This is a genomic window from Streptomyces sp. NPDC003023, assembly GCF_042888225.1.
Taxonomy (GTDB): Bacteria; Actinomycetota; Actinomycetes; order Streptomycetales; family Streptomycetaceae; genus Streptomyces.
Genome location: NZ_JBIAPL010000001.1, coordinates 1,856,959 through 1,869,801 on the forward strand (window position 1 = coordinate 1,856,959; position 12,843 = coordinate 1,869,801).

Consider the following 12,843-nt stretch of genomic DNA (forward strand, 5'->3'; position numbering starts at 1 on the left):
CCTCAGGGCCACCCGTCGCAAGAGGACACCGGGACGACACCGCCGGTCCTCGCCGTCCACGGGCTGTCCGTGCGATTCCGGATGCGCGGCGGACGTCATGTCGCCGCCGTGAGCGACGTCTCCTTCGACCTCGCGGCGGGGGAGTGCCTGGCTCTCGTCGGCGAAAGCGGCTGCGGCAAGTCGGTACTGGCCTCCGCCCTCCTCGGACTGCTCCCCGCGAACGCCCAGACCGCCGGATCCGCCGTCGTGGACGGCGTCGAACTGCTCGGCGCCGACGAACGCACCCTCGCACGCACGGTCAGAGGCCGGCGCGTCGCACTGGTGCCGCAGAGCCCGGCGGCGCACCTCACCCCCGTGCGGACCGTCGGCGCACAGCTCGTCGAGACCGTCCGCGCGCTCACCGGCCTGCGCGGCGACGACGCGCGTGGGGCCGCCGCCGTCGCGGCCGAACGGGCCGCGTTCCCCGCCGACCACCTCGACCGCTACCCGCACGAACTCTCCGGCGGACTCGCGCAGCGCGCCGCCACCGCGATCGCCCTCGTCGGCGACGCGCCCCTGCTGCTCGCCGACGAGCCGACGACCGGCCTGGACCGGGAGCTGGTCGACCACACCGCCGACGAACTGCGCCGGCACGCGGACGAGGGGCGCGCGCTGCTGCTGATCACCCACGATCTCGCGGCGGCCGAGCGTACCGCCGACCGGGTCGCCGTCATGTACGCCGGACGGATCGTCGAACTCACCGCCGCCGACTCGTTCTTCGGCCGCCCCGGCCCCCGCCACCCGTACGCCCGCGGTCTCCTGGACGCCCTGCCGGAGCGGGCGTTCACTCCCGTTCCGGGGCAGCCTCCCGAACTGGGCGACCTCCCGGAGGGCTGCGCCTTCGCACCCCGGTGCGACCGCGCCGACGACGCCTGCACCGTGCTGCCCCGTCTCACCGACGGCACCGCCTGCCACCACGCCGAGGAGCCGCAGCGTGTTCGAACTGCGTGACATCACCGCCGGCTACGACCGCCGCAGGCCCGTCGTACGAGGCGCTCGTCTGACCATCGCCCCCGGCGAGTCGGTCGGCCTGCTCGGCCCCAGTGGGTGCGGCAAGTCCACCCTGGCGAAGGTCGCGGCGCTCCTCCACCGGCCCGACGAGGGCCGGGTCGTCATGGACGGCGAGCCGGTGAACGGCTGGCGCCACGGCGCACCGCGTTCCCTGCGGACCGCCGTCGGCGTGGTCTTCCAGCAGCCGCGGCTGTCCGCCGACCCGCGGCTGACCCTGCGGGAGCTGATCGCGGAGCCGCTGCGTGCCGCCGGCCACCGGCGGGCGGACGCCTGGGCCCGCGCCGAGGAACCGGCGCGGGCCGTGGGCCTCACCGGCGAACTGCTCGGCAGGCGGCCGCACGAGGTCAGCGACGGACAGCTGCAACGCGCCTGCCTGGCTAGAGCGTTGGTGCTGCGGCCGCGCTGGCTGGTCTGCGACGAGATGACGGCCATGCTGGACGCGTCGACGACCGCCGCACTGGTGGGCGTGGTCGAGGCGTACCGGCGCGAACACGGCGCCGGACTGCTCGCGGTGGGGCACGACCGGGTCCTGCTCGACCGCTGGTGCGACCGGACCGTCAGCTGGGGCCGGATCACCGCGGGCTGAGCGCCCGCGGGCCGGCACGGCACATGACGGATGGCCGAACTCTTCGTGCCCCCCTGTCCGTCGGGCCACGCCCGGCGGATACTCACCGGTGTCCCTCCCGTCCCGCAGAGCCCGGAGGTCATCGTGCCGGCCACCCGTCGCACCGTCGTCACCACCCTCGCAGCCGCCGCACTCACCGGCGCCGCCGCGATCCCCGCCCGAGCCGCCACCGCGCGGCACAGCACGAACGGGGCCACTCCCGCGCCACTGCGCCGCGCGCACGCCCACAACGACTATCTGCACGAACGTCCCCTGCACGACGCCCTGTCGCACGGCTTCACCAGCGTCGAGGCGGACATCTTCCTCGTCGACGGCGAGCTGCTGGTCGCCCACGAACCGGCCGAACTCGACCCCGCAAGAACCCTGCGCTCCCTCTACCTCGACCCGCTGCTCGCCAGGACACGCGCCCATCACGGCACCGTGTACCCGGGCCACCGCCGCCCCGTCCAACTGCTCATCGACATCAAGACGGACGGCGTCGCCGCCTACCTCGAACTCGACCGCCAGCTGCGCCACTACCGGCGGATGCTCAGCAGCTGCGCCCACGGCCGGGTCCGCCTCGGAGCCGTCACACCTGTCATATCCGGTGACCGCGCGGCCCGCGCCCCGATGGAGGCCCAGCGGGTGCGGTACGCCTTCTACGACGGCCGCCTCGACGACCTCGCCGCCCACGACCCCGCTCCGGCCTCCTTCATCCCGCTGATCTCCGGCAACTGGACTCACAGCTTCAGCTGGCTCGGCACGGGTGAGTTCCCCGCCGCGGAACGCGAGAAGCTGCACACCCTCGTGGCCACGGCCCACCGCCGCTCCCAGCGCGTCCGCTTCTGGGCCACACCCGACCTGCCAGGCCCGGCGCGGGACGCGGTCTGGCACGAACTGCTCGCCGCGGGCGCCGACCACGTCAACACCGACGACCTGGCAGGACTGGAGCGCTTCCTGCGCCACAACGACCGTTAGAACCCGGCCTCCGTCAGATGCACCCGTACGGCGGACACGCCAGTCGGCCGTGCGGGACGCCCGCTGCGCCAGACTGGCCGCCGAACGCCGCTGTTCCGGTGCGGTCAAGGAGGTTGGCGATGGCCATTTCGATCTCGGTGGTGCTGCTTCTGCTGGTGCTGGCAGTGATCTTCCTGCGCAGCGGGGGGCTGAAGATGAGCCACGCGATCGTCTGCGCCCTGCTGGGCTTCTTCCTGGCGGGCACCAGCATGGCGCCGACCATCCAGGAGGGCATCGCGGCCACCGCCAATGTCGTCAGCAGCCTCAGACCGTGATTGCCGGGTCGGCGGCGCGGGAAGCAGCACAGCCGTGCCGCTGTCGCACCGACGGACCAGCACACGACGAAGGGACGCAGACGACGCCGCTCCACGGTGCGGGCGGCTACGCCCTGGTGGCCGCACTGGGCGGCTCGCCCAATCCAGTATGAGGACGACCCTCCGCCTTGCGATGCACCGCATCTGACGCCGCGCGCTGATCCACCGTGGATTACGGGACAGCCCTTACCGCAACCTCAAGGCCGACGCGCGGATGGAGCCGCAGGACGGCCCGGTGCGCAGGGACATGACGGCGCGTGAGGTGACGGGCGAGGAGAAGGCGCCCTGGTGGGGACGCGCGGTCGAGTCGTATCCCGACTACGAGGACTATCAGAAGAACACCGACCGGGAGATCCCCGTCCTCGTCGCCGAAGTGCCCGGCCGCGAGCGCTGAGGGGTCGGGGACCGGTACGCCGGCGGGCGTACCGGTCCGGGCACGGCACGCCCCCCGTCCCGTCCGTGCCAGAGCCCTTCCCGGCAAGCTCTGCCCTGCCGCGCCGCACGCACCGCGCGACGCTCCTTCACGGGCAAACCTTGCCGGTCACGGTTCTAACGGCCGGGGATCTAGCGGCCGGGGATCGCGCTGCCGAAGCCGTTGGTGCCGAGCTGCTCGAACCGCTCCTGGACGTTCGCCGCGAACACCCGCTGCTCGGCGGCGGGATACGACTCGTGGCTGTTCATGGCCACCGTCAGCACTCCGCTGACCGGCGCGGTGGGTGACGTGCGCACCGGCGTGCACAGGAAGCTGAACGCCTGCGGCGTGGACGAGTCGTAGGTGGTGATCGCCGCGTGGGGGAGCGTGGTGGTCCGACCCGTGTGGAATGCCTCGTCCATCGTGTTGAAGACACCGACGGAGTCGAGGCCGGACAGGACCTGACGCCCGGGGCTGAACTGCGGCACCATGCCGAAGGCCGCGCCCTGCTTGCCGTTGGCGTAGCGGAGCAGGTGGTGCGGCCCCTCGGTGAGCATGATGGGGAAGGGTGCGCCGTCGAAGACGGCGAACAGCTCGTGCTGCTGGGCGAGCAGGCTGTCGCGCAGCTTGAACTCGGACAGCAGGGTCTCCGTGAGTTCCTGCATGCCCTCCTTGATCTTCCGGTCCCAGTTGCGGGCCACCACGTCGGCCACGCACACCGTGCCGAGGATCATGCCGGTGTTGTCCCGCAGCGGGGTGCCGAGGTAGGAGCGCACGCCCATGTCGTTGACGAGAGCGTTGCCCCGGAACCGCGGGTAGTCGAAGACGTCGTCCAGGGCCAGTTGGGAACCCTGCGCGACCACGTGGGGGCAGAAGCCGTAGTCGCTGGGTGCCTCGCGGGCTATGTCGCTGAGGTCGAAGACGATGCCGCGGCTGTTGGTGTCGGTGGCGTCGTCGGGGGAGGTGGGCGGCACGTACATGCCGCGGAACATCTGCCGCTCGTCGTTGATGAAGTTGACCATGGCGAGGGGCGACTGGGTGAAGGTCGCCGCGAGCCGCGCAACACGGTCGAACGTAGCTTCGGCCTCAACGGTGTTGAGACCGAGAACCTGCAAGCGGAGCCTGCGCTGCTCGCTCGCGTGCCGGGTCTGATCGGGTGTCAGGGGGTCCATGCGCCAGATGAAATCAGATCCCGGTGCCCGTGCACGAACCAAGTGTGTTCTTTTCCGGATCACTTGAGAAGACGTGCGGTCCCCGAGGCGGGACGACGCCACCAGCCGCGATGCTCTCCCTGTGAACTGAACTGTGCATTCTGGTCGGAACCGGGCAAGACTTCAGCCTTGAGCGATCACTTCCCGCCAATCCATCAACCGGAATCGGTCGAGGCGGTTTTACATATGACAATCATGCGGTGGGTATTCATGCGGCGGGCCGCGCTGCGGGAGCGCGGGGAGGGGAACAGTGCAGTGGGGCAAGTGCGGTTCGAACCACAGGGACACTGCCACGGGCACGGGCAGCACGCCCCTGCCGGTGACGCCACCGTCGCACAGTGCCCCGCTCGTCACGCCGTGATGTCGTTAGCGGCATCCCCCCGAGCAGCGGGCCCGGCGCCGTCCCCGCCGCCCGTGAGCAGTGCCTGCGCCTGTCCGTGAGAGCGAGAGACAGGCCGGACGACCGTGCCGGCGCCCCACCCGGCGGCACGGTCCCGCAGTGCGTTCCGGCCGGTGGTCCGCTCCCGTCCACCGGGCCCGGGTACGCCCTGCCGCGGAACGGCGACGGCCGCCGTCGCCGCGCGACCCCACGGACAACCACCGAGCCATGTGAACAGCGCGTTCGTGCATCGGCATCACGAAGCGAAGCATCTTGAAGGAGTGGTCTGATGAACAGGACGGACGGCGTCGACGCACGCTCGATCGCGGTGATCGGCATGGCCTGCCGGCTGCCCGGTGCCGATGGACCGGACGAGCTGTGGGACCTGCTGCGAAACGGTGTGGACGCCACCAGCGAGACACCACCTGATCGCTACGACGTGAACATCCTGCACTCCGAACAGCCCGGGCCGGGCATGATCGGCAGCCGCCGCGCCGGCTACGTCGAGGGCATGGCGGACTTCGACGCGGAGTTCTTCGGCATGTCGCCCACAGAGGCTGTCGAACTCGACCCCCAGCAGCGGCTGCTGCTGATGACGGCCTGGGAAGCGCTGGAGGACGCGGGCAGCCGGCCCGACGAACTGGCGGGCACCCGCACCGGAGTCTTCGTCGGCAACGCGCGGGCGGACTACCTGGAGATCCGGTTCCGCGAGGGCCTGCAGTCGGTGACCGCCGCCCAGTTCAACAACTTCCGCTCACTGCTCCCCGCCCGGCTGTCCTACTTCCTCGACCTCCGCGGGCCCAGCGTCCTGATCGACACGGCCTGCTCCTCCTCGCTGGTGGCCGTGCACAACGCGGTGCAGAGCCTGCGCGCTGGGGAGACCCCGCTGGCGCTCGCCGCCGGAGTGAACCTCACCCTCCGCCCCGACGAGGGCGTCATGATGACACAGGCCGGAGGGCTGGCCGCCGACGGCCGGAGCAAGTTCGCCGACGCCGGGGCCGACGGCCACACACCGGGCGACGCGGTGGGCGTCGTCGTCCTCAAACGCCTCACCGACGCCCTGGCCGACGGCGACCGGATCCGGGCCGTCATCGAAGGCAGCGCGATCGGCAACGACGGACGAACCAGCGACTCCCCGCTGAACCCTTCGCTGACCGGCCAGGTCGAGGTGCTCCGCTGGGCGTACGAGGACGCCGGGGTGGCACCGGCCGACGTGGACTACGTCGAGGCCCACGGGGCCGGATCGCCCGTACTGGACGCGCTGGAGATCACCGCCCTCGGCGAAGTCCTCGGCGCGGACCGGCCCTCGGACCGGCCCCTGCTCGTCGGCTCGGTCAAGACCAACATCGGTCACGCCGAGGCCGCGGGCGGCGTCGCCGGCCTCATCAAGACCGTACTGTGCCTGGAACACGGCCAGGTCCCGCAGAGCCTGCACCTCGGTACGGCGACCTCCAAGGTCGCCTGGGGCGAACTGCCGGTGCTCGTACCGGAGAAGCTCCACGACCTGCCCGACCACGGCCGGCCGCGACGAGCCGGTGTCTCGGGCCAGGGCTCCTCGTCCCTGAACGCGCACGTCGTGCTCCGGCAGGCCGACCCCCGTCCGGTCGCCGCCACCGGGAGGACGGCCGCCAAGCCGTATCTGCTCACCCTCTCCGCCCGTTCTCCCGAGGCACTGGCCGCCCTCGGCCGCGCCTATGCCGCCTACCTCGGTCCCGACGGGCCCGGCAACGCCTTCGCGCTCCGGGACATCTGCTACAGCGCGGCCACCCGCCGCGCGCATCACGAACACCGCCTGGCCGTCGTCGCGTCCTCGCACGAGGAGATGGCTGCGGCGCTCGACGCGTCCGGGGACGCCCCACGGCGCAAGCGGAGGCCCAGGAAGCTGACCGAGGCGGCGGACGGCTACCTCGAGGGCGGCACGGTGGACTGGGAGGCGATCTCCGGTGAGCCCGCCCACTTCGTGCCGCTGCCCGGCTACCCCTGGCAGACCAAGCGGTACTGGCCCGACGGCGAACGCGAGCAACGCACGGGCGACCTGGCCGACTGGGTGCTGCGCGAGCACGCGCGCACGTCGTACGACGAGAACTCCACACTCGTCGACGTGGGCATCGACTCGCTGGCGAAACTGCGGATCATCGTGGAACTGTCCCAGCAGACCGGCCGCGAGGTGGACCCCGAGGAACTGGGTGGCCTGCGCACCGTCGGCGCGCTGCGCGAGTGGATCCACGCGATGGAGGCGCGGACCGCATGAGCAGCCCACAGACCGTGTACGGATGGTTCGACCGCACCGCCGACGCGGCCGGCGACTCCACCGCTCTCGAACTCGACGACGAGCGGCTGTCCTACCGCGAACTGCGCGACCTGGCCGAGCGGATCGCCGCCCGGCTGATCGCCTTCAACGGCGGCAAGGCGCCGCGCAGGGTCGGACTCCTCGCGAGCCGCTCCGTGACCGCGTACGCCGGCTACCTCGCCGTGCTGCGGACCGGCGCGGCCGTCGTCCCCCTCAACCCGGAGCATCCGCCCGCCCGTACGGCCGGCATCGCAGCGACCGCGGACCTGGAGCTGGTGCTCGGGGACGCCTCCGCAGCCGGCGCCGAAGCGGGCGCGCCGCTGCTCGTGCTGGGAGCGGACGAGCTGAACGCCCTGGCATCCGGCCCGCCGCCGGAACTGCCGGACCCGAGGACCGGACCGGACGAGGTCGCCTACATCATCTTCACGTCCGGTTCCACGGGCACTCCCAAGGGAGTTCCCGTCACGCAGGGCAATCTCTGCGCCTACCTCGCCCATATGGCGTCCCGCTACGACATCGGGCCCGGCAGCCGGCTGTCCCAGACCTTCGAGCTCACCTTCGACGGCTCCGTGCACGACCTGTTCGTCGCCTGGGCGGCCGGCGGCACACTCGTCGTCCCCAGGCGCGGCCAGCTCCTGTCACCGGTCAGGACGGTCAACGCGCTCCGGCTCACGCACTGGTTCTCCGTGCCGTCGCTGATCACCTTCGCCTCCCGCCTCGGCACATTGAAACCGGGCAGCATGCCCACCCTGCGCTGGAGTGTGTTCGGCGGTGAGCCGCTGACCCTGGCGGCCGCCGCGGAATGGCAGGCGGCCGCCCCGGACAGCGCACTCGAGGTCCTGTACGGTCCGACCGAACTCACCATCTCCTGCACCGCGTACCGGCTGCCCCGACGCCGGGCGGACTGGCCCCGCACGGCCAACGGCACCGTCCCGATCGGCACCGGCCACCCCACGCTGGACATCCTCCTGCTGGACGACGAGGGCAGGCCCGCCGACAACGGTGAGCTGTACGTCCGCGGTCCCCAGCGGTTCCCCGGCTACCTGGACCCCTCGAACAACTCCGGCCGCTTCCTGCCCTTCGACGACACCGGCCCGGTTGCCGCCCGCCAGGGCGCGGACCTCCCGCTCACGGACAAGCACTGGTACCGCACCGGCGACCGGGCGGCCATGCACGACGGGCACCTCGTCCACCTCGGACGCACCGACCACCAGGTCAAGATCCGGGGCCACCGGATCGAACTGGGCGAGATCGAGGCCATGCTCAGGGAACAGCAGGGCGTGCGCGACGCGGTCGTGCTGGCCGTACCGGCGTCCGACGGCGAACCGGAGCTCGAGGCCGCGGTCAGCGGCACCGGATGCACCGACGAGCAGCTGTACGCCGCGCTGGGCGAACGCCTGCCGCCCTACATGCTGCCCCGACGGATCGTCACCCTCGAGCAGCTGCCGCTCAACGCGAACGGAAAGATCGACCGCAACGCCCTGTTCGCGCGACTGGCGCGCAGCCGCTGACCCACGCCACGGGACGCTCCGCACACCACAGGCGGCGTGCCGTCCCCGCTCCCGGCCCTCCCACGTCTGTGAGGTACGCAGGTACATGTTCGACGCCATCGTGGTCGGCGCGCGCTGCGCCGGATCTCCCACGGCCATGCTCCTCGCACGCGCGGGGCACCGGGTGCTGATGCTCGACCGGGCGGGCTTCCCCTCCGACACCCTCTCCACCCACCTCATCCACCAGCCGGGCGTTGCCGCCCTCGCCCGCTGGGGGCTGCTGGACGCCGTGAAGGCCACCGGATGCCCTCCCCTCGACCGCGCGGTCTACGAGGTGGCCGACATCCGGCTGGAGGGCTACGGCAGGGGAGTGGAGGGGCAGCGGTCCGGATACGCCCCCCGCCGCCACATCCTGGACGCCGTCCTCGCGGACGCGGCCGTCGCCGCGGGGGTCGAGTTCCGTGAGAAGACGTCGGTGACCCGGCTCCTTCGGGACGACACCGGACGTGTCGTGGGCGTCGAGGGCCGGCACGGCGGAAGCCCGTTCACCGAACGGGCCCCGCTCGTGATCGGCGCCGACGGAATGCGCTCCACGGTCGCCCGGCTGGCCTCGGCGGAGTTCACCACCCAGGACCGCCGGCTGACGTGCGCCTACTACGGCTACTGGCAGGACGTGCCGGCCACCCTGGAGCTCTACGAGAGTCCGGGCAGCTGGGTCGCCACCGTACCGACCAACAACAGCGCCACGCTCGTGCTGGCCTACTTCCCGCAGGACCGGTTCGACGAGGTGCGCACCGACCCGCACGCCGCCTACCTGCGGCAGATCCGGGCGACCGCCCCTGCCCTGCACGAGCGGCTCGAGGGCGGGCGGCGAGTCGAGCGGCTGCGCGGCACCGGCGACCAGCAGAACTTCTTCCGTCGGGCGACCGGCCCCGGCTGGGCGCTGGTGGGCGACGCCGGGCACCACAAGGACTCCATCACCGCCCGCGGCATCAGCGACGCGTTCCTCCAGGCGGAGGCGCTGGTGCGGCACGTCGGCGGGCTCCTCGACGGCCCCCCGGACGGACTCGACCAGGCGCTGCGGAAATACGCGGACGAGCGCGACGCCTTCCTCGCACCGGGCTACGAGGCGACCCTGTCGGCGGCACAACTGGCGCCCCACGAACAGCGGCTGTCCCTGCTGCGCGCGGTGAGCAAGGACCCGGAGCTGACATCCATCTACTTCGACATGGTCGCCGGCATCGGAACCGTCGGCGCCCTCTACACACCCAAGCTGCTGGCTCTGCTGTGACCTGCGCACTCGGGCGAAATGGGGCCGAGCCGGCCCAGGCCGGACCACAAGATCGATCCGGCCAGAGGGCGCGGGTGAAGGTGCGGCTTGATCCTGGTACGGTTCAACCGCCTCGACCACCCTTGATGACGGCCCATCAGAATGTGGTGGTGAAGGGCTACTTGGACATTGAATCGTCCCTTACTGCCATGAGTGGTGTGTTTCGCTGCGTATGAGGAATCAGATGCCAGGCACCCGCGACCAGCGGACATCTCACAGGTCCGCTCCTCGCAGATCTCTCCGCATGTCGTTCGCCGTGCCCCTTGTGGTCCCGGCCCTGTGCCTCACCGGACTGTGGGGTTACACGGCGACCGGGCTCGTCGACGAGCAGAGCAGGCTCGCCGCCGACGTGGACCGGGTCGTGTCCGTCGGGCAGCCCGCCCACGACGTGCTGGCTGCTCTGCAGGACGAGCGCCGCCTCACGGCCGTCTGGCAGGCCGAACGCACCCCTGCCTCCCGCGCCGTCCTGGACAGCGCCCGGACCAGGACCGACGACGCCGTCGCGGACTACCGCCGGGTCTCGCCCTCCGGTCTGGACACCGCCGCGCTCAAGAGCAGCGCCGCGACACTCGACGAGGCACTCGGCAAGCTGGCCGAGCGCCGCAAGGCGATCGACGCGCGCAGCCTCTCCGCCCCCGATGCCTTCCGGTACTTCACGGACACCGTCACCCACGCCGCCGGGCTGCTCACCGCCGCGACCCGGACGGACGAGGGGGCCGTCGCGAACAGTGTCGCCGCCGCGGTCTCCCTCGCGCAGGTCACGGAGATGCTCTCGCGTGAGGACGCGATGATGTCCGGGGCCCTGCCGTCCGGCCGGATGGACGCGGAGGACCGTACCCGGTTCGGCCAGTACACGGCCGTCCGGCGCGAGGCGGCGGACGGCCTCAACGCCCCCGACCTCCCCGCGGGCGGCGAGGCCGGCTACGAGCGGATCACGGACAGCCCGCGATGGGCCGCCCTGGCGTCGATCGAGGACGCCCTCGCCGCCGACCCCGACGGCGAACTGCCCGGCAAGGCCACCGCATGGCCGGACGACGCCGGCAGCGTCGTCAAGGACCTGCAGGAGTTGAACTCCGCCTTCCTCGAGGACCTGGCGGACATCGGCTCCGACCGCGCCGACGACCTGCTGCTCGGTGCCGTCCTGGGCAGCGCGGGGACCGCTGCCGCCCTGGCGATCATCGGTGTCCTCGCCCTGCGCGTCCGGCGCTCGGTGCTGGGACGCATCGAGCAACTGCAGCACAAGACCGAGGACCTGGCCGGCACCCGGCTGCCGCAGGCGCTCGCCAGCCTCGAGCGGGGCGAACCCGCCGACCCGATCGTGTCCCCCGCATCCGGTCAGCAGACCGCCGACGAACTCGGGCGACTCGACGCGGCGATCGAACAACTGGCGCGTGTCGCCGCGGAGACCGCGGTCCGGCAATCCCTCGGGCGCGAGGGCACGGAGAAGGTGTTCGCCAAGCTCATCCGGCGCACCCAGACCCTGATCCACCGCCTCATCTCGCTGCTGGACGACCTCGAGCGCAAGCACGAGGACTCGGACCTGCTCAAGGACATCTTCCGGGTCGACCACCTCGCCACCCGCGTGCGGCGCCACTCCGAGAACCTCGTGATCCTCGGCGGGTCCCCGCCGACCCGGCGGATGACCGCACCGGTCTCCATCACCGACGTGATGCGCAGCGCCGTGGCGGAGACCGAGCACTACACCCGCGTCAAGGTGAAGAACGTCCCGCCGGGCCGCCGGATATCCCTCGCGGGCCGGGCCGTCGCCGACGTCACCCACCTGCTCGCGGAACTCATCGAGAACGGCACCAACTTCTCCCCGCCCGACACCCAGGTGTTCGTCAGCGCGACGAAGGTCGCCAGGGGGCTGGCCCTTCACGTGGAGGACCACGGTCTCGGAATGCCGGAGGAGCACCGCGCCCGGGCCAACCGGCTGCTGGTGAACCCGCCCAAGCTCGACATGATGGCACTGGGCGAGGACCCGCGGCTCGGCCACTTCGTCGTCGCCCGGCTCGCGGAGCGGCACAAGATCAAGGTGGAACTGCGCGAGTCCGTCTACGGCGGCACCCTCGCCATCGTTCTCGTACCGACGGCCCTGCTCGACGAGCAGGACTCCCCGCTGATGGAGCACCTCAAGTCGGCCGCCGCGGAGTCGGGGTCTCCCGCCGCTCCGGACGCGCCGGCCGCTCCCGCCGTTTCCGCCTCTCCCGTCGCGCCCCCGGTCCACGCGGCCGTGTCCGCGCCTGTCACGGCGGGTGTCGGCGCGGCCACCGCCGCGCAGGACCGCCACCACGACCCTCAGGGATACCCCGAGTACGGAGGTGCAGGTCTGTTGCCGGCCGTATCAGCTCACACGCCTCCCCCCGGCCCCCCGGCCGCACCGGTGCCCGCTCCGGCTCCGGTGCCGGAGTGGACACCACACCAGGAGTATTCGGAACCCGAGCCCGGGCCCCCGGCGTACGGAGACGTCCAGGCCGCCCCCGCGCCACTGGTGACGCCTCGTGTGCTGCCCCAGCGCACCCGCGGCGCGAACCTCGCGCAGCAGCTGCGCAGGGAAGCGGCGGAGGCGCAGGGCGAGGCCGGTGACGGTGAGAGCGGCGGCATCTCCCCCGGCCAGTCCGCCCGCGCCATGATGGCCATCCAGCAGGGAATGAACCGGGCCCGGATCTCCGACACCGACGAGTCGGCTGGTGCCGACGGTCAGGCCGAATCGCCTGACCGCGGCGCCAACTAACTGTGAGGGAAA

Annotated in this window: 9 protein-coding genes and 1 pseudogene; 9 read left to right on the forward strand and 1 reads right to left on the reverse strand. The window is 71.9% G+C overall.

What is annotated here, in order from left to right; translation table 11 throughout:
- Positions 1-81: 81 nt before the first annotated feature.
- From ACFYV1_RS07800 to ACFYV1_RS07820, 5 genes and pseudogenes are all read left to right on the forward strand, one after another.
- Positions 82-990 (forward strand): ABC transporter ATP-binding protein, encoded by a 909-nt coding sequence (locus tag ACFYV1_RS07800; protein ID WP_389394609.1) that lies wholly within the window; start codon positions 82-84, stop codon positions 988-990.
- A complete protein-coding gene (locus ACFYV1_RS07805) occupies positions 974-1,636 on the forward strand; it encodes an ABC transporter ATP-binding protein (protein WP_389394455.1) in 663 nt (220 codons plus the stop codon). Before ACFYV1_RS07800 ends, ACFYV1_RS07805 begins: the two co-directional genes overlap by 17 nt.
- Before the next feature lie 120 nt (positions 1,637-1,756).
- Complete coding sequence (locus ACFYV1_RS07810) at positions 1,757-2,632, forward strand: phosphatidylinositol-specific phospholipase C/glycerophosphodiester phosphodiesterase family protein (RefSeq protein ID WP_389394610.1); 876 nt, start codon at positions 1,757-1,759, stop codon at positions 2,630-2,632.
- 119 nt (positions 2,633-2,751) lie between these two features.
- Positions 2,752-2,946 carry a hypothetical protein gene (locus ACFYV1_RS07815; protein ID WP_389394456.1) on the forward strand — a complete coding sequence of 65 codons (195 nt, stop codon included), beginning with the start codon at positions 2,752-2,754 and terminating at the stop codon, positions 2,944-2,946.
- 226 nt (positions 2,947-3,172) lie between these two features.
- Positions 3,173-3,379: pseudogene (locus ACFYV1_RS07820) on the forward strand (nitroreductase/quinone reductase family protein); the annotation flags it as partial.
- A gap of 170 nt (positions 3,380-3,549) precedes the next feature.
- On the opposite strand, the gene ACFYV1_RS07825 reads toward ACFYV1_RS07820, so the two are convergent.
- Positions 3,550-4,569 (reverse strand): GAF domain-containing protein, encoded by a 1,020-nt coding sequence (locus ACFYV1_RS07825; RefSeq protein WP_389394457.1) that lies wholly within the window; start codon positions 4,567-4,569, stop codon positions 3,550-3,552.
- Between the two features lie 707 nt (positions 4,570-5,276).
- Between ACFYV1_RS07825 and ACFYV1_RS07830 the strand changes: the two genes are divergently transcribed.
- From ACFYV1_RS07830 to ACFYV1_RS07845, 4 genes are all read left to right on the forward strand, one after another.
- Positions 5,277-7,238, forward strand: a complete 1,962-nt coding sequence (locus tag ACFYV1_RS07830; RefSeq protein WP_389394458.1) for a beta-ketoacyl synthase N-terminal-like domain-containing protein — start codon at positions 5,277-5,279, stop codon at positions 7,236-7,238.
- A complete protein-coding gene (locus ACFYV1_RS07835; protein WP_389394459.1) occupies positions 7,235-8,788 on the forward strand; it encodes an amino acid adenylation domain-containing protein in 1,554 nt (517 codons plus the stop codon). The genes ACFYV1_RS07830 and ACFYV1_RS07835 overlap by 4 nt, the downstream gene beginning before the upstream one ends.
- Before the next feature lie 85 nt (positions 8,789-8,873).
- Positions 8,874-10,058 (forward strand): FAD-dependent oxidoreductase, encoded by a 1,185-nt coding sequence (locus ACFYV1_RS07840; protein ID WP_389394460.1) that lies wholly within the window; start codon positions 8,874-8,876, stop codon positions 10,056-10,058.
- 283 nt (positions 10,059-10,341) lie between these two features.
- Entirely contained in the window at positions 10,342-12,831 is a 2,490-nt protein-coding gene (locus ACFYV1_RS07845) for a nitrate- and nitrite sensing domain-containing protein (protein ID WP_389394461.1), read from the forward strand.
- The last annotated feature ends 12 nt before the right edge of the window (positions 12,832-12,843 follow it).